The sequence below is a fragment of the Anaeromassilibacillus sp. SJQ-5 genome, assembly GCF_054108045.1.
On record NZ_JBPJWQ010000001.1, the window covers coordinates 17939 to 35416 of the forward strand.

Consider the following 17478-nt stretch of genomic DNA (forward strand, 5'->3'; position numbering starts at 1 on the left):
GGGAGGATTCCTCCTGCGCTGCTTCACCGAAGATATACCTGTACAGAAAAAGGAGGCCCTCAGCTGAGGGCCTCCTTTTTTCAATCAGATAGACGGCAATCTTCTGGTCGGCAAGGGGAAATGCGCTGGTTAGGATATCCGCGTGATATATTGGCAATAGACGTATACGTTTTGAATTTTCTTGGCTGTTACGCCGTCGTCGGCCTGTACTTCCGGCTGCGTTTCCGATTTAGTGATGTGCCGCTTGATGGCAATGGCGTCCTGGCCGACGCGCATTTTGCGCACCGGCTTGTAAGCGAACTCCCTTTGCTGGATGCCGATGTATTCGCACAACACGTCGTCAATGGCGCGATCCGTGTAGCAGCGCAGGATATCCGGTGTGTCATACATGTCGATAATGGCCTTGGCCTCCTCAAAGCTCAGGTCGGTGGAATGGTAATCCCCCGCCCCCACCACATACATGCTGCTGTTATCGAGCAGCAGCAACGGTTCCTTTTTCTCCAACATAACCTAGTCGCCCCTTTCTTCATTATCAGCAGGGAAGAGCGTACGGGTCCGCTTGGCGGCGGTTTGTCCATGTGGATAAGGATTTTCGGATGTATACTGTCAGTATAGCAACAATATGCGGGTAAATCAATAGAGCTTAAGAAAATTAGAAAAATAACAAATTAAAGGTAAATAAGTTATTATATATATTTTATGGGAAAATAGTTGACAATTTCTATAATATGGAATATAATGGCGATAAATACAGAAAAATGTCGAAAATAAGCGAAAGGAGGCCAGGCGCAACTTCAGACTTGGTGACATTCCACTAAAGATTTTGGAAAGGAAGCGATAGTATGTTCCTGGACACCGCTACAATGAAAATCGATCGATCGGAGTTTGAATTGGTGCCGGAGGCACGGCATACAACTTCGGCCGGCGCGCTGAACATTCGGGCGAGCGGGGAAATCATTCTGAACAAGCGGCTGCTGCAGAATATTCTCCGGCGCACCGATTCCCTGCGGCTGGGGTTTGCCTGTCACAAGGAGGATAAAGGCTTGCTGCTTTTATTCGTGACGGACAAGCCGAATTATACCTTTCCGGCCGGCGGCATGAAAAAAGACACGTATTTTACCCGTTCCCTGGTGGAAAACGGGATTTCTCTTCCTGCCCGGTATATCATGGAGTGGAACGAAGAGGCCGATGCCTGGGTGGGCGTGCTGCAGGGCGAGCGGAAAACGGATGCCTTGTCGGCCACGCTGAAGAGGTCGTACGCGCCGAGGAAGAAGACCAATGAATAAGAAGAAGATTTGGCCCGAGGTGGAATATCGGGCGGCCGATCGGTTCATACGCAGGCAAGTGGCGCATTACGGTCACCATTTGGACGAGGAGGAAAGTCTGGGGGAGGCCTGGAGGGCCTACCTGGAAGCGGACAACACCTATTCCAAGGTGGAGGGCTGCTGCAGTTTCCCGACGTATGCGGCATACTGTATCGAGGAATGCCTGGAACAGATGCGCCAGAAAAGAAATGCGCACATATCCCTGGAGAGCCGGTTATCCCTGGATCATAACCTGGAAGAAAACGACGAAACCTTCGGTCAGCGGTTTTTCCGCGCGCAGGGGGATTTCACCAACGCGGTGGCGCTGTGGGATTACATGCAACGGCAGGGAGAAGAGAAGTTTCGGGTTTTGCGGCAGATGAATCTGCTCTACACCGATGGGGAGATAATGAAAAGCAACGGACTTGATCCCCGCTCGTATTATCAGATGCTGAAGGAATTGCAGGAAGCCTTCCGGGAGTGGCAGGACATCTAGCCTTAGCGAATAAACGGCGGGGAGCTATAAGCCCGAACGGCTTTTAGCTCCCCGCCATTTTTGTGTCCGGTTTTCCCGGGCTTCCGCCGCTGTCGGCCCCTCTTATCGGCACCGGCGGCAGGAGATCCAGACGGCGTATAGCACGAGGTCATTCTGTCTGTCCGGCAGGGGCTGCCCGGGCCGGTACAGCGTACCAGTTCCCTCCGGGTTCGCCGACCAGCCCACAAACCGGAAGCGGCGCCGTCTGGGGAGCTGTTCGGAAATGGCGGCGGTATCCCCGCAGAAGACGATCTGAGCGGGGGGAAGGCATAGGACAGGCGGTCTCCCGGCAGCGTTTCCCTCGTAGGTGACGGTATAGGAAAGGCGTTCCCACCGGGCGTACAGCGTGCAATCGCCCTGACTGCCCTGGGGAATACGGGGTACTTGTTCGCCATCCTGCGGCGCGTCATACCAGCCTAAGAAGCGGAAGCCCGCCAGCGCCGGATCCGCCAGGACGATATCTGGGGAGTAGGCGGTGTAGGAGATGGGATTGGTATGGGAAGCGCCCAGAAGATTTTCGTACCGGATCCGGTATGGCCGGGGGGCCAGCATCACCTGGGTGCCGCCGGCTTCCAGGCGGATATCCCAACCGTCGAATCCCTCCGGCGGTTTGATAAACGCGGCCGCGTCGGCCGCGGTCAGCCGCGGATAGCGGACCGGATCCGCGATAGCGAGGGCGATGGGAACACCGTCGGGCGACGGCGCAACATAGGGGGACGGGACGATTTGCAGAGCGGCGCGGGCACCCAAGGGCCCCCGGATAACCGGCGCCGCGTCCTCATCCGGCAGGTAGAGGCCGTTGGCCGCGTCCGGCTGTTCCTCGGCTGTCAGGAAGGCGCTGTTGAACACGCCGGCCCCCTTTCCGTTGGCCGCATTACCGGTCACGGCGGCCTCCTGAGCCAGAGTGAGGGTGCCGCCCTGCCGGTTGCAGACGCCGCCGCCGTCGCCCTGAGACCGATTGCGGGCCACGGCGGCCTGGCCGGTCAGACGGACGACGGCCGCCACGCCGGCGTTGTACAGCCCTCCTCCGGAGGCCTGACTGCGGTTTTCCGTGACGGCGGCCAGCCCCAGAATAGCCGTCAAAGCGCTTTCCTCGCTTCCCACGTTGGCAATACCGCCTCCCGTCCGGGCCATGTTGGCGGTCACGGTGGCCGAGCCCTCCATGTGAAGCGTGCCGCCGCTGTTATACACGCCGCCGCCGGCTTGCTCGGCGGTGTTGCCGGAGATGGCCGCGCCTTCCGTCATGAACAGGGTGCCGCCGCGGGCGATGGCGGTGCCTCCGCCGTCCCGCGCCTGGTTGGCGCTGACCTCCCCGCCCAACAGGGCGAACTGGCCCGCATCGGCGAGCAGCAGTCCGCCGCCGGTTTGCGCCGTGTTTTCGGTCAGCCGGCCGCCGCGCATCCGGCTGCCTTCCGCCGTTCCGTTTGCCGCTATACCGCCGCCCTCGGAAGCGGTGTTGCCGTCGATGGAGCCGCCGGTTAGCTCCAGCCGTCCGTAGGCCGCGTAAAGGCCGCCGCCCACTTCGGCGCGGTTGTCCTGTATGGTGCCGCCGCTGATAGCGAACACGGTGCCGGCCCCTTGGGTGGCGGTGCAGAACAGACCGCCGCCGTTGTTGCCGGCGCAGTTGCCGGAGACATCGCCGCCAGTCATCCGCATCCGGCCGCCGCCGGCCGGGTAATAATAAATTCCACCGCCATACCGGGCGGCGCAGTTGCCGGTGATGGCCACGGGCGCCTCCACGATCAGGTGGTTGGCGTCCGCCGGACTGTAGAAATACACCCCGCCGCCATAGCTTCCCTCCGCGATATTGCCGGAGATTTCGCCGCCGAGTAGCTCCATGGTAAAGGCGCCCCGGCCCTGACGGTAGAGGCCGCCGCCCGAGCCGGCCGCCCGGTTTTCCGAAACCCGGCCCTCCTCCATGCGCAGGATGACCGACACGCGGCTGCTCGGCACCGCGTTGTTGAAGCTTAGCCCGCCGCCGCTCAGCGCGGTATTGTTCATCACGCTGGTCCCGGTCAGGCGGATAACGCCGCTGGCCTCCGGGTCGTCCGGCGCCCCAGGTTTACGGACGATTTGGTAGTGAATGCCGCCGCCGTTGCCAGCCGCGGTGTTGCCGGAAATTTCGCCGCCATCCAGGGTCAGCTCGGCGGCGCCGTTGGCGCAATCCAGGAAAAGGCCGCCTCCCATGTTGGCGGTGTTCCCGGTCAGCAGCGCGCTGTCCCGCACAACGACGCTGTCGGCGGGATGGGTGCTGAGAACGTAAACGCCGCCGCCGTTGTCCGCCGCGTGATTGTCGGTGATTTGCGTTTCCCCGCCCAGCACCAGCCGGATGGGAACCGGGCTTTGATACCCGCTGTCCCCCGCGTCATTGAGATAGGCCAGCCCGCCGCCCGCGCCGGTGGACGTATTGTCCGTCAGCAGGACGCAGCCTTCCAGCGTCAGCTCGCCGGCACCCGGAGACGCGCCCGGACCGGCGGGCAGATGCCGCACCGCCACGCCGCCGCCCAGGGCGGCCCGGTTGCCGGTAATCAGACAGCAGCCACCCAGGTGCAGGGTGCTGGGGACGTCGGGGTTGCGAAAGCTGGCGTATATGCCGCCCCCCGCCGTACCGGCCTCGCAGTGGCGGATGACGGCGTTTTCCGTTAAAAACAGGTGGTTTTCGGTGGCGGCCCCGCCGTTCAAATATACCCCGCCGCCCTCGCCGTTGGCGAAATTGTTCTGCAGCACCGTCCATTCTTCCAGGCGCAGAGTGCCGCCGTTGAGGCGGATTAGGGAGTTGGTGCGGCCGGCCGTGTCCCGGCTGCCGTCCACCACCACGTCCCGCAGGGTCAAAGATCCGCCGTCGGTGACCGTGAACAGGACGCGGGTGAACCTATCGCCCCGGGTCAGGATGTGGCCGCCGCCGATGATTTCGGCGTTATAGTCGACCACGAGACTGTCCGCGCCGTTGATGGAGAAACAGCCGGTGAGTGTGATGGGGGTCAGGCCTCTAGCCAGGGCCGCGCGCAGTTCCTCCTCGCTGGAGACAGAGCCGGAGGTGCCTTCTATCGCATCTTTTCGCATAAAATCTTCATTCCTTTCCGGAGGGAGCGGAGCCGCAGGGGGCGGAAATGGCCAAACCTGTTTGAGCGGCGGGCCGTGGCCCGCCGCTCAAATACATCCCTCCAGGGTATCGTTCTGTATTCCAGTGTATGTCCAATCCCTCCGGCGTGCGCATACAATCGAGCATATTTCACTTGTCCCGCTACATACAATACGGAAGAAGAGGGCCGCGGACGGGGACTGCCGCCCGCGGGCCGGGAAAGCGGGGAAAACCGATGCTGATGCTGTATTTTTCCGGGACGGGGAATTCCCGGTATGTCGCCGAAGCCTTCAGCCGTCGTATGGAGGCCGAGTGTCATTCCATCGAGGAGACGGCCGATTTCGTCGCCCGGCTGGCCGCCCATGTGGAGGTGGCGGTGTGCTATCCCGTCTATTGCTCCGGCGTCCCCCGCCTGATGCGGGAGTTTGCCATCCGGTACCAGGGGGCGTTCCAGGGCAAGAAGGTACTGATTTTCTGCACGCAGATGCTCTATTCGGGGGACGGTGCCCGGGCGTTCACCGATCTGTTCCCGCCGGGATGGTTCACCGTCCTGTATGCCGAGCATTTTTTCATGCCGGGCAACCTGTGCAATGTGCTTCCCGCCTGGACGTTCGGGGAGGGATTCGCCCGCCGCCGCGCGGAAAAGGCTGAGGAAAAAATCGAGCGGATTTGCCGGAACTTGAAGCGCGGACGGCGGGTGCGTCGCGGTTTTGGCCGGCCGTCCCGCCTGCTGGGCGGGATGCAGCGTCACTACCTTCCCACGACGGAGGACAAGGCGCGGAACGCGGTGACTATAGGGGAAGGGTGCACTGGCTGCGGCCTGTGCGCGAGCCGCTGCCCGGCGGGGAACCTACTGCTGGTACGGGGGCGGCCCGTTCCGCAGGCCCGCTGCATGTTTTGCTACCGCTGTGTCAATCTTTGTCCTAGACAGGCCATTACCGTCTGCTATGATAAAACGGTCAAGGCGCAGTATCACGGGGTGCCGGCCGAAAAATAGCACACAGCCGGGGGACCGCTTGGTATAGCGGTTTCCCGGCTGCATTTATTCACCGTTCGAATTTGTACCAGCGTCATTCACAAGGCGGCGGTAAAGGCGAACCTATCGCGGGTTTGCCTTTACTTTTGTATCCGGTTCCGGTATAATAAGTTGTATACGCACGCATCCCGGCCCTTTGGGGCTTACCTTCTCCTGAAAGGACAGTGCAACCATGAAGAAAACCCTCATGCTGGGCAACGAAGCCGTTGCCCGCGGGCTGTATGAGGCCGGCGTCACCGTCGTGTCCTCCTATCCCGGCACTCCCAGCACCGAAATCACGGAAAACGTCGTCCAGTATGGCGACGACGTTTATTGCGAATGGGCCCCCAATGAAAAGGTGGCCTTTGAGGTGGCGTTCGGCGCGTCCACCGGCGGCGCCCGCAGCTTCTGTGCCATGAAGCACGTCGGCCTCAACGTGGCGGCCGATCCGCTGTATACGGCTTCTTACATCGGCGTGAACGCCGGCATGGTCTGCGCCGTGGCGGACGATCCGGGCATGCATTCCTCCCAGAACGAGCAGGATTCCCGCCATCACGCCATCGCGGCCAAGGTGCCGATGCTGGAGCCCTCTGATTCCGCCGAATGCCTGGCCTTTACCAAGCTGGCCTACGAGCTGTCTGAGCAGTTCGACACCCCGGTGCTTTTACGCCTGTCCACCCGGATTTCCCATTCCCGTTCCCTGGTGGAGCTTTCTCCCCGGGAGGAGCGTCCTCTGAAGGAGTACCATAAGGACGTGATGAAAAACGTCATGATGCCCGCCATGGCCCGGGGCGCCCACGTTAAGGTGGAAAAACGCACCGAGGCCCTGCGCCGGTGGGCGGAAACCGCCTCCATCAACACCGTCGAGTACAACGACAAGCGTATCGGCATCATTTGTGCCGGTACCACCTATACATACGCCAAGGAGGCCCTGGGCGAGCGGGCCAGCTTCCTCAAGCTGGGCATGGTCAACCCCCTGCCTGTCAGCCTGATTGTGGAGTTCGCCCGCAACGTCGGCCAGGTCTATGTCATCGAGGAGCTGGACGACATCATCGAGACCCACTGCCGCAAGCATGGCGTGCCGGTCATCGGCCGCCTGCTGTTCCCGGCCATCGGCGAATACAGCCAGGCCACCGTCCGGGAGGCCCTGCTGGGGGAGAACAGGCCCTACGACGCCTTTGAAGGCGACATCCCGGCCCGGCCGCCCGTGCTCTGCGCCGGCTGCCCCCACCGCGGCCTGTTTTACGCCTTGAAAAAACTGAAGGTCTATGTCAGCGGCGATATCGGCTGCTATACCCTGGGGGCGTCCGCTCCCCTGTCCTCCATCGACGCGTGTGTGTGCATGGGAGCCTCCATCAGCGGCCTGCACGGCTATAACACGGCCCGGGGCAAGGAGGCGGCCAAAAAGTCGGTGGCGGTCATCGGCGATTCCACCTTCTGCCATTCCGGCATCACCGGGCTGGTGGATATCGCCTACAACAAGGGCATTTCCACCGTCATTGTGCTGGATAACTCTATCACCGGCATGACGGGCCATCAGAACAATCCGGCCAACGGCCTGACCATCAGCGGGGATCCCACCGTGGCCATCGACCTGGAGGCCCTCGCGCACGCCATCGGCATCCGCCGGGTGGTGACGGTCGATCCCTTCGATGTGGAGGCCACCCGCGCCGCCATCGAGGCGGAGTTGCAGGTGGAGGAGCCGTCCCTGGTCATCTCCCGCCGCCCCTGCGCCCTGCTGAAAACCGTTAAGCACAAGCCCGCCCTAAAGGTCATTGCCGACAAGTGCACCGGCTGCAAGGCCTGCCTCCAGGTGGGCTGCCCGGCGCTGTCCCACCGGCCCAACGAGAAAAACGGCCGGACCGCCGCCGTCATCGATCCCACCCAGTGCGTGGGCTGCGAGGTCTGCGCGCAGGCCTGCCGGTTCGGCGCGATTTCCAAGGCTTAAGGGGGTTAAACATCATGTCAGTGAAAAACATTTTGATTGTGGGCGTCGGCGGGCAGGGGACGCTGCTTGCCTCCAAGCTGCTGGGCGCCGCTTTTGTGGAGCAGGGCTACGACGTGAAGGTCAGCGAGGTCCACGGTATGTCCCAACGGGGCGGCTCGGTGGTCACGTATGTCCGCTACGGCGACAAGGTGCATTCCTCTCTCATCGAGAAGGGGGAGGCGGACATCGTTCTCTCCTTCGAACAGCTGGAGGCCGCCCGGTGGTTGCCCTATCTCAAGCCAGGAGGGGTGCTGATTACCAATTCCCAGCGCATCGACCCCATGCCCGTCATCATGGGCAAGGCGGTTTACCCGGAGAACATTCTGCCGGCCATTGCCGCCAAAGGGGTGCAGATAAAGGCGGTGGACGCCAAGGCGCTGGCTCTCGAGGCGGGAAACGTCAAGGCGGCCAACGTTGTGCTGCTGGGCCTGACCGCCCGGTATCTGGGGCTGGACAAGGCCATTTGGATGGACATCCTGCGCGCCACGGTGCCCCCCAAGACGGTGGCGGTCAACGAAAAGGCTTTCGAACTGGGCTATGCGGCGAAAGAAATGACGTTCTGATTTTTAGCTGCCAAAAGGGCGGGAAGCTTACTTCCCGCCCTTTTGTTCTGTCAAAAAGGAAATCCCCCGCCGTTTTGGCGGGGGATTTCCTTTATAGAGGGATCCTTATTTCTTGCTGTACAGCGCGCCGAGACGTACCAGATGGTCGTACCGGTCGGCCGCGTTTTTCTCCGCTTCGGAGAACAGCTTCTCCGCACGCTCCGGGAAGGAACGGGCCAGGGCGTTGTACCGCACCTCGCTCATGATGAAGTCGCGGTAGCCGGCGGAGGGAGCCTTGCTGTCCAGGGTGAAGGCTTCTTCCTTCTCCGGATTGTAGCGGTACAGATGCCAGTAGCCGGCCTCCACCGCGCGCTTCTCCTCGACCTGGGACACGCCCATGCCGCCCTTGATGCCGTGGTTGATGCAGGGCGCGTAGGCGATGATCAGGGACGGGCCATGATAGGCTTCCGCCTCCTGGAAGGCCTTCAGGGTCTGGTTCATGTCGGCACCCATGGCGATCTGGGCCACATAGACGTAGCCGTAGCTCATGGCGATAGCGCCCAGGTCCTTCTTCTTGACAGCCTTGCCGGCGGCCGCGAACTGCGCGACGGAACCGGTGGGGGTCGCCTTAGAGGCCTGGCCGCCGGTGTTGGAATACACCTCGGTGTCGAACACCAGAATGTTCACGTCCTCGCCAGAGGCCAGCACGTGATCGACGCCGCCGAAGCCGATGTCATAGGCCCAGCCGTCGCCGCCGAACATCCAGAAGGACTTTTTGACGAAGGTGTCCTTTGCGGCCAGCATTTCCTTATACAGGGCGTCGAACTCGCAGCCGCATTTGCCGCAGGCCGCGTTGGCCTTCTCCAGGGCGGGCACCAGCTTGGCCGCTGCCGCTTTGGAAGCCGCAGTGTCGTCCTTGCCTTCCAGCCATTCCTTGGCCGCTTCCTTCAGACCCCACTCAGCGGGCAGATCCGCCTCAGCGAAGGTCTTCATCACGTCCTCGACGCGGGCGCGGCGGGCCTTGACGCCCAGGTACATGCCGTAGCCGTACTCGGCGTTGTCCTCAAACAGGGAGTTGGCCCAGGCGGGACCATGGCCTTCCTTGTTGACGGTGTAGGGGGTGGAGGGAGAGGAGCCGCCCCAGATGGAGGAGCAGCCGGTGGCGTTGGCGATATACATCCGGTCGCCGAACAGCTGGGTGGCCAGCTTGGCGTAAGGGGTCTCGCCGCAGCCGGCGCAGGCGCCGGAGAACTCGAGCAGGGGCTGCAGGAACTGGCTGCCCTTGACCGTGGAGGTCTTGAACTTCTCGGCGACTTCTTTCTTGGCCGGCAGGTTGAAGCCGTACAGGAATTTCTCTTCCTCAGGCAGCTGGGTCTCCAGCGGCTTCATGACCAGGGCCTTGTTGCCCTTCATGCCGGGGCAGACAGTGGCGCAGCTGCCGCAGCCGGTGCAGTCCAGCACGGACACGGTCATGGAGAACTGGTAGCCCGGCAGGCCGGTGGCGGGTTTCATCTTCATCCCTTCGGGAGCCGCGGCCACTTCTTCCTCGTTCAGAATGACCGGACGGATAACCGCATGGGGGCAGACATAGGAGCAGAAGTTGCACTGGATGCAGTTTTCCGGCAGCCAGCAGGGGGTATCCACAGCGATGCCGCGCTTCTCATAGGCGGCGCTGCCCAGCGGCACGGTGCCGTCCGCGTCCTTCAGGAAGGTGGACACCGGCAGCTTGTCGCCCTGCTGCTCGTTGATGGGGGTCAAGATGTTGTCAATATAGTCCTTGATTTCCGGACGGCCGGTCGCCGCGGCGACGGCTTTCTCAGCGTCCACGGCCTTGGCCCATTCCTTGGGAACCTTGACCTTCTTGACTTCCTTGACGCCGGTTTCGATGGCGTCGTGGTTCATCTTGACGATGGCCTCGCCCTTCTTCATATAGGACTTAGTGGCCGCGTCTTTCATGAACTGCACCGCGTCCTCCACCGGGATGACCTTGGCCAGCTTGAAGAAAGCGGCCTGCAGGATGGTGTTGGTGCGGTTGCCCAGGCCCAGGCCCTTGGCCAGATGGGTGGCATCGATGGTGTAGAACTTGATGTCGTTTTTGGCGATATAGCGCTTCATGGCCGCCGGCAGATGGGCGTCCAGCTCCGCGCCGTCCCAGGAGCAGTTGAGCAGGAAGATGCCGCCCGGCTTGACGTCGGAAACCATGTCGTACTTAGCCACATAGGAGGGATTGTGGCAGGCCACGAAATCCGCCTTGTTGACAAAGTAGGTGGACTTGATCGGCTTTTTGCCGAAGCGCAGGTGGGAAATGGTCACGCCGCCCGACTTCTTGGAATCGTAGGCGAAATAGCCCTGGGCATACATATCGGTGTGGTCGCCGATGATCTTGATGGAGTTCTTGTTGGCGCCCACGGTGCCGTCGGAACCCAGGCCCCAGAACTTGCAGGAACGGGTACCCTTCGGGGTGGTGTCCAGATCCTCCTTGACCTTCAGGGACAGCTTGGTCACATCGTCTTCGATGCCGATGGTGAACCGCTTCTTGCCGCGGGCGGCTTCCATGTTGCGGTACACGGCGACGATCTGGCCGGGGGTGGTGTCCTTGGAGCCCAGGCCGTAGCGGCCGGTGTACACCGGAACAGTCTCGTACTTGGTACCCTTGAGGGCGGCGCACACGTCCAGGAACAGGGGCTCTCCGATGGAGCCGGGCTCCTTGGTGCGATCGAGAACGGTGATGGCTTCCACGCTGGAGGGGATGGCCGCCAGCAGGTGCTTGACGGAGAAGGGACGATACAGCCGCACCTTGATGAGGCCGACCTTTTCGCCGGCCGCATTGAGATGATCCACCGTCTCTTCGATGGTCTCGTTGACCGAGCCCATGGCGATGATGACGTGCTTGGCGTCCCGGGCGCCGTGGTAGTTGAACAGCTTGTAGTTGGACCCGATCTTCTTGTTGATCGCGTTCATATACTCTTCCACCACGCCGGGGATGGCTTCATAATAGGTGTTGCAGGCTTCGCGGGCCTGGAAGAAGATGTCGGGGTTCTGGGCGGTGCCCCGCTGCACGGGATGCTCCGGATTCAGGGCGCTGGCGCGGAACCGCTCCACCGCTTCAAAGTCTACGAGATCGCGGAGATCCTCCGGATCCCACACCTGAATTTTCTGAATCTCGTGAGAGGTGCGGAAGCCGTCGAAGAAATGCAGGAAGGGCACCCGGCCCTTCAGGGTGGACAGGTGGGCGACGGCGCCCAAATCCATGACTTCCTGCACGCTGGAGGAGCACAGCATGGCATAGCCGGTCTGACGGCAGGCGTACACATCGGAGTGATCGCCAAAGATGGACAGCGCGTGAGAGGCGAGGGCACGGGCCGACACATGGATCACGTTGGGCAGCAGCTCACCCGCGATTTTATACATGTTCGGGATCATGAGCAGCAGGCCCTGAGAGGCGGTGTAGGTGGTGGTCAGCGCGCCCGCTTCCAGAGAGCCGTGCACGGCGCCGGCGGCGCCGGCCTCGGACTGCATTTCGGTGACCTGCACGGGACGGCCGAACAGGTTTTTCTGCCCGGCGGCCGACCAGACGTCGGTGACCTCGGCCATTACCGACGAGGGGGTAATGGGGTAGATGGCGGCAACGTCGGTGAAGGCGTAGGATACATGGGCCGCGGCGTTGTTACCATCCATGGTTTTGAACTTTCTTGCCATTTTGTTAAGTCCTCCTTCAGGATAGTGAATTGGGGCGAAATGGATTTTTCACATGAAAAAACCTGTCCGCAAAGGACGGAGGTCCTGCGGCGGACACTATCTTATAGGATACCACTTTTAGTTTGGAGTGTAAAGTTTTTCCCGTAGAAAAAATGCCGGTTTTTGTGTGAATTCTTTCCTGTTATTTTATTAACATTCTAAAAACCCGCGCAAATCGGCAAAAACCGGGGATATTTCGTCTCCGGACCCGATGGAGGGGAAAATCGCTCTGTATCAGGCTTTTTTACTCGCGCACCCCCCGAAAGTCCCTCGCCGAACCGTTGACAACCCCTCAAAAAGCCGGTAGTATTAGTAATATAAAAAATCCGTCCTTCGGCGGGGGTGTCCGCATCCCCGCCGGCCGCGGAAATCCACATTTTTACCACGCCGGCCATGCCGCGTCTGAAAGGGGAAATAACCGCCCATGCCTGACCCTGCTCCTACGGGTAATCTGCTCTGGCAAATCCTGCTGATGATCGTCCTCATCTTTTTCAACGCCTTTTTTGCCGCGTCGGAAATCGCCATTATTTCGCTCAACGACACCAAGCTGAAGAAAATGGCGGAGGAAGGGCACAAAAAAGCCCGGCAGGTTCTCAAGCTGACCGAGGACTCGTCCAACTTTTTGGCCACCATCCAGATCGGCGTCACCCTGGCCGGCTTTCTGACCGCGGCGTCGGCCGCCTCCTCCATGTCCGAGCCTCTGGCCCAGTGGATCGTGGAGAAATTCCCGACGCTGCTGCCCTACGTATCGATCGTATCGGGCGTCAGCATGGTGCTCATTACGCTGATCACCTCGTACTTTTCCCTGGTGCTCGGCGAGCTGGTCCCCAAGCGCATCGCCATGCAGAAGGCGGAGGCCCTCTCGTTCCGCGTCATCGGCATTTTGCGGGTGGTGGCGGTGGTCTGCCGTCCTTTTGTCAAGCTGCTGAGCGTTTCCACCAACGTGGTGGTCCGCCTGTTCGGCCTGGATCCCCACGCCGACGAGGAAAACGTCACCGAGGAAGAGATCCGCATGATGGTGGACGTCGGCGAGGAGAAGGGCGTCATCGAAGGCAGCCAGAAGGACATGATTAACAACATCTTCGAGTTTGACGATATCACGGCGGAGGAAATTATGACCCCCCGCACCGACGTCGCCGCTCTCGAGGTGGAGGACGGCCTTGACGAGGCCCTGCGTATCGGGGTGGACGAGGGATATTCCCGCCTGCCGGTTTATGAGGAAGACATCGACCACATCATCGGCGTGCTGTATATCAAGGATTTGCTCCCCTATGTGGGCCAGGCAATTCCCGCGGACGTGTCCATCCGCCATCTGGTGCGGGACACTTATTTTGTCCCCGGCACCAAGCGCTGCGGTGAGCTGTTCTCCGAAATGACCGAGAAACATATCCAGATGGCCGTGGTGGTGGATGAATACGGCGGCGTCGCCGGCATCGTCACCATGGAGGATCTGCTCGAGTCCATCGTGGGCAATATTCAGGACGAATTCGACCACGAGGAGGAGGAGGTCACCCGGATTTCCGAGAATTCCTTCGAAATCGACGGTTCCCTGGATATGGAGGAGCTCGGAGAGCTGCTGCATATCCGGTTCCCCGAGGGGGACTACGACACCGTCGCCGGCTTCCTGATGGATCAGCTGGGCCGCATCCCCGATGAGGACGAACACCCTGTCGTGACCTATGAAAACGCGGCGTTCACCGTCATGGAAATGGACGACCGGCGCATCGAAATGGTGCATGTGGAGCTGACTCCGCCCCCTCCCGTGGAAAGCGAGGAGGATGGGGAAAAGCCCAGGAAAGACAAGGATAAGGACAAGAGCGAATAAAAAAAGGGCGGGATTTTCCCGCCCTTTTTTTGCCGGAGGAAAACCTGCCGCAAAAAATGCAAAACCAAGCGTCCCGCCGGAAAGCGGCGCGCCATCAGCGGAGAATCCAAGCCGGGTTCCGCCGCTTTGCAAGAAATGGCTTAGCGGAACCCGTTCCGCTAAGCCATTTCTTCTAAAAAGGTGCGCACCTAAACGGCGGGACGCTTGGTTTATCCCTGTTGTCTTAAAAAGCTTTCCGTTTCCTCCCGCGTGGGGATGGAAGCGGCGGCCCCTTTGCGGGAAACGGCCAACGCGGCGGCACCGCTGGCCAGCCGGAGAATGTCTTGGGCGGGCAGGCCTTCGGTCAGCCCGGCGAGAAAATACCCCGTGAAGGTATCCCCCGCCGCCGTGGTGTCCACCACCGGCACCTGGAAGATGGGGTGAGCGAAGACGGTCTTCCCGTCCCAATAGCGCACCCCGTTTTCGCCCAGAGTCAGGACAATTTGCGCCCGGGGATACCGGGCCCGCAGCCCGTCCAGCACTTCCTGGGGCCTCTGTGCGCCGGACAAAGCCGCCCCCTCGATTTCGTTGAGCAGGAAACAGTCCACCAAATCCAGCGGCAGCCCGGCCAGATCCGGGGTGATGGGGGAGGGGTTGAGAGCGATACGCACACCTCGTTCCGCCGCCCCCCGCAGGAGGTCCTCCAAGCCGTTGGTCTCGTTCTGCACCAGCAGCCAGTCGCCGGCCGCGCAGCCCGCCAAGGCCGCCGCGATATCTTCCCGCGTCAGGGCGTGGTTGGTGCCCGGATACAGCAGGATGGCGTTCTGCCCGGCGGCGTCCACCTGAATGATGGCGTGGCCGGACACCGCGTCCGTCACCCGGACGCCCGATATGTCGACCCCCTCTGCCTCCAGCTGCTGAAGCAGAAACAGCCCGTCCCTGCCGACGCAGCCGGCGTGGGCCGTGCGCGCGCCGGCCCGGGCCAGAGCCACCGACTGATTGAGCCCTTTGCCTCCGCAGCCCTTGTTCAATTCCAAAGAGGCGATGGTCTCGCCGGGCTGCACAAAATGCGCCACCTGATATACATAGTCAATGTTCAGCGAGCCCACGTTCAGAATTTTCATAGCGGTCCTTTCCGGGCGTCCGCCCTTGGCATCATGGGTTTCAAAAACGGCTCTCCGTCAGCCGGACAAACCGGGCGACCACGTCCTGGATGGAGAAAACCCGCGCCCCCCTCATGTAGGTGCGCACCTGATCGTGGAACCCGGCCGTCCAGCGGAGATCGATGCCCGCCCGGCCCACCGTCGCGCCCAGCAGGCTCCCCGCCGTGGCGGCGGTGCAGTCGTTGTCCAGCCCCATGGCCACCGTGTTGCCGATGGTGGCGGTGAAGTCTCCCCGGCCAAGGTACAGGCCGAAGATGGTCAGGCAGGCGTTGTTGTTGGTATGGACCGGATGCATCCCCGCGAACCGCTCGTCGATCAGCCGCCGCGCCTGGCGGAAATCGGTTATCTTCCCGCCTGTCTCCAGCGCCCATTCCACATCTCGGTGCAGGGCGCAGTCCCGGGGAATTTCCCGCAGTCCCGCCCGGACGGCCTCCAGCGGGTCGTCCGTCACAAAAGCCGCGGCAATCGCCGCCGCAAAGAACATCTCCCCATAAATGCCGTTGCGCCGATGGCTGAGATACGCATCCCGATAGGCAAGCGCCGCCGCCAGCCGGGGATCACCCGCCGCCGCGTAGGCGAACCCGTCGGCCCGGATATCCGCGCCGATCCATTGGCAGAAGGGATTGTCCCGGTCCGCCGCCTCCGCCGCTGGAATGCCCGCCTTCAGGTTGCGCAGCGCCACATCCTCCGCCGTGCAGGCGCAGGGAAGCCGTTCGAGCCACATCCGCCCCACGTCCGCCGTGGTGAAATCGAAGCCGTGGGCCTCCAAAATCAGCAGACCCAGCAGGGTATAGGTGATGTCGTCGTCCACCGGCACCCCGTCCATGCCGTCCCGGGTGTATCGCTGTCTCGCGTCCACCCCGTACTGCACGTCCCAGGGACGATCCACCTGCCGCCAATATTCCTCCGGAGGGAAGGCCATGCCGCTGGCCGCGGCCAGCGCCTCCATGCGTTCCACCGGCCAGCTTTCCACCGGCACCCCCAGCGTGCAGCCGGCGAACCGGCCCAGCACCGCCCCGGCCATCCGATCCTCGAGCCGTTCCGGCCGCTTCGGCGTGTTGCCCCCATCGCACAGGGCGAGAATGGCGGCGTACGCATCCGGCTCCCGTTCCCGCAGCAGCGGGTCGGGATCCAGTCCGCGAATAGCTGCCTCCGCCTGCCGCAGCGCCTCCTCCAGCCTGTCCGCCGCTGCCTCCGCCTCTCTGCCTCTGCCGGACTCCGCCGCCAGCGCGGCGAAATCCGCCGTCCGGTTCAGCCTCTCCCGCAGAGGGCCAAAATCCACATAATGCACAGCCGTTTCCTCCTTTACAAATCCGAATGATACGGTATACTGTTAGCATACGCCGCTATTCCGATGATTTCTTCGCAGAAACGGGGTTATCCTATGCAGAATCGCGCCATTTCCGATGCGTATCGCATCGAATACGCCCCCTTTGAGGATCTGTTCCGAGACCAGCCGCGGCTTATCCACTGGGCGGTCAATCAGCCCCTGCCCGACGCCATTCAGGATTTGCACCACCACGACGCGCTGGAGGTGGGCTATTGCCGGGAGGGCGCGGGCATTTTCATCATTGACGGGGAGGTGCTTCCCTTCTCCGCTCCCTGCGCCACCGTGATTTATCCCGGCCAGCTCCATAAGGCCTGCAGCATAGGAGAGCCAGCCAGTCGCTGGCTGTTCATCACCTTTCGCGCGCAGGGGCTGTTCGGCGGGGACACGGGCGCTCTGGCCCGCCTGCCTTGGAACGGCCCGCCGGCCCGCGCCTGCCTGTCGGCGGATCATGGGCTGGTCGATCTGGCGCGGGAGGCCGCTGCCGAGCTGGAGGAGAGAAGGGAGGAGGGGGAGGACTGCGCCCGCGGCCTGCTGGCCGCCCTGCTTCTGCGTCACGCGCGGCTTTGCCGGCAGACGGGGGAGGAAGCCTCCGTGTCCGCCCGCCGTCCCTATCTGCAGCGCCTCGCCCCGGTTATCCAGGCCATCAGTCGGGAATACCGGGACGACCTGACCGTGGAAGGTCTTGCCCGCCGCTTTTACCTGCATCCCGCCACCCTGCGGGAATGGTTCCAGAAGGCGATGGGGCTGTCTCCCCAACAGTACCTCCACCGGGTGCGGATTTCCGCCGCCTGTTCTCTGCTGCTGGGCACCTCCAGGCCGGTGCTGGATATCGGCCTGGAGGTGGGTTACCACTCGGCTTCCAGCTTCGGCCGCCAGTTCCGCGCCGTCTGCGGCTGTACCCCCAAGGCCTATCGTCTCAAACGATAAACGACGGAAAACCATACAAAGAAGCCGGCATCCCTTTCGGGGCGCCGGCTT

Annotated in this window: 12 protein-coding genes; 7 read left to right on the top strand and 5 right to left on the bottom strand. The window is 62.0% G+C overall.

The window, feature by feature from the left end; translation table 11 throughout:
- Window positions 1-129 precede the first annotated feature (129 nt).
- Window positions 130-507: a hypothetical protein gene (locus ACSAMM_RS00100; RefSeq protein ID WP_457788880.1), complete on the bottom strand. Its 378-nt coding sequence runs from the start codon at window positions 505-507 to the stop codon at window positions 130-132.
- A gap of 335 nt (window positions 508-842) precedes the next feature.
- Here ACSAMM_RS00100 and ACSAMM_RS00105 point away from each other — a divergent pair, with 335 nt between their 5' ends.
- Window positions 843-1286, top strand: a complete 444-nt coding sequence (locus ACSAMM_RS00105) for a hypothetical protein (RefSeq protein ID WP_457788882.1) — start codon at window positions 843-845, stop codon at window positions 1284-1286.
- Window positions 1279-1800, top strand: coding sequence for a hypothetical protein (locus ACSAMM_RS00110; protein ID WP_457788884.1), 522 nt, complete (start codon window positions 1279-1281; stop codon window positions 1798-1800). Before ACSAMM_RS00105 ends, ACSAMM_RS00110 begins: the two co-directional genes overlap by 8 nt.
- 102 nt (window positions 1801-1902) lie before the next feature.
- On the opposite strand, the gene ACSAMM_RS00115 is transcribed toward ACSAMM_RS00110, so the two are convergent.
- A complete protein-coding gene (locus ACSAMM_RS00115; RefSeq protein ID WP_457788886.1) occupies window positions 1903-4902 on the bottom strand; it encodes an InlB B-repeat-containing protein in 3000 nt (999 codons plus the stop codon).
- Window positions 4903-5156: 254 nt separating this feature from the next.
- On the opposite strand from ACSAMM_RS00115, the gene ACSAMM_RS00120 reads away from it, so the two are divergent.
- The 3 genes from ACSAMM_RS00120 (at window position 5157) to ACSAMM_RS00130 (ending at window position 8486) form a co-directional block, all read left to right on the top strand.
- On the top strand, window positions 5157-5918 hold the full coding sequence (locus ACSAMM_RS00120) for an EFR1 family ferrodoxin (protein WP_457788888.1): 762 nt from the start codon (window positions 5157-5159) through the stop codon (window positions 5916-5918).
- Between the two features lie 211 nt (window positions 5919-6129).
- Window positions 6130-7884, top strand: coding sequence for an indolepyruvate ferredoxin oxidoreductase subunit alpha (iorA, locus tag ACSAMM_RS00125; protein ID WP_457788890.1), 1755 nt, complete (start codon window positions 6130-6132; stop codon window positions 7882-7884).
- A gap of 14 nt (window positions 7885-7898) precedes the next feature.
- On the top strand, window positions 7899-8486 hold the full coding sequence (locus tag ACSAMM_RS00130; RefSeq protein WP_457788892.1) for an indolepyruvate oxidoreductase subunit beta: 588 nt from the start codon (window positions 7899-7901) through the stop codon (window positions 8484-8486).
- 105 nt (window positions 8487-8591) lie between these two features.
- Here ACSAMM_RS00130 and nifJ read toward each other — a convergent pair whose 3' ends face one another.
- Window positions 8592-12164: a pyruvate:ferredoxin (flavodoxin) oxidoreductase gene (gene nifJ / locus ACSAMM_RS00135; RefSeq protein WP_457788894.1), complete on the bottom strand. Its 3573-nt coding sequence runs from the start codon at window positions 12162-12164 to the stop codon at window positions 8592-8594.
- Between the two features lie 463 nt (window positions 12165-12627).
- On the opposite strand from nifJ, the gene ACSAMM_RS00140 reads away from it, so the two are divergent.
- Window positions 12628-14028 carry a hemolysin family protein gene (locus ACSAMM_RS00140; RefSeq protein WP_457788896.1) on the top strand — a complete coding sequence of 467 codons (1401 nt, stop codon included), beginning with the start codon at window positions 12628-12630 and terminating at the stop codon, window positions 14026-14028.
- A 209-nt stretch (window positions 14029-14237) separates the two neighbouring features.
- Here ACSAMM_RS00140 and ACSAMM_RS00145 read toward each other — a convergent pair whose 3' ends face one another.
- Window positions 14238-15131, bottom strand: coding sequence for a ribokinase (locus ACSAMM_RS00145; protein WP_457788898.1), 894 nt, complete (start codon window positions 15129-15131; stop codon window positions 14238-14240).
- 40 nt (window positions 15132-15171) lie between these two features.
- Complete coding sequence (locus ACSAMM_RS00150) at window positions 15172-16461, bottom strand: ADP-ribosylglycohydrolase family protein (protein ID WP_457788900.1); 1290 nt, start codon at window positions 16459-16461, stop codon at window positions 15172-15174.
- Window positions 16462-16554: 93 nt separating this feature from the next.
- On the opposite strand from ACSAMM_RS00150, the gene ACSAMM_RS00155 reads away from it, so the two are divergent.
- Window positions 16555-17427 carry an AraC family transcriptional regulator gene (locus ACSAMM_RS00155; RefSeq protein ID WP_457788902.1) on the top strand — a complete coding sequence of 291 codons (873 nt, stop codon included), beginning with the start codon at window positions 16555-16557 and terminating at the stop codon, window positions 17425-17427.
- Window positions 17428-17478 lie beyond the last annotated feature (51 nt).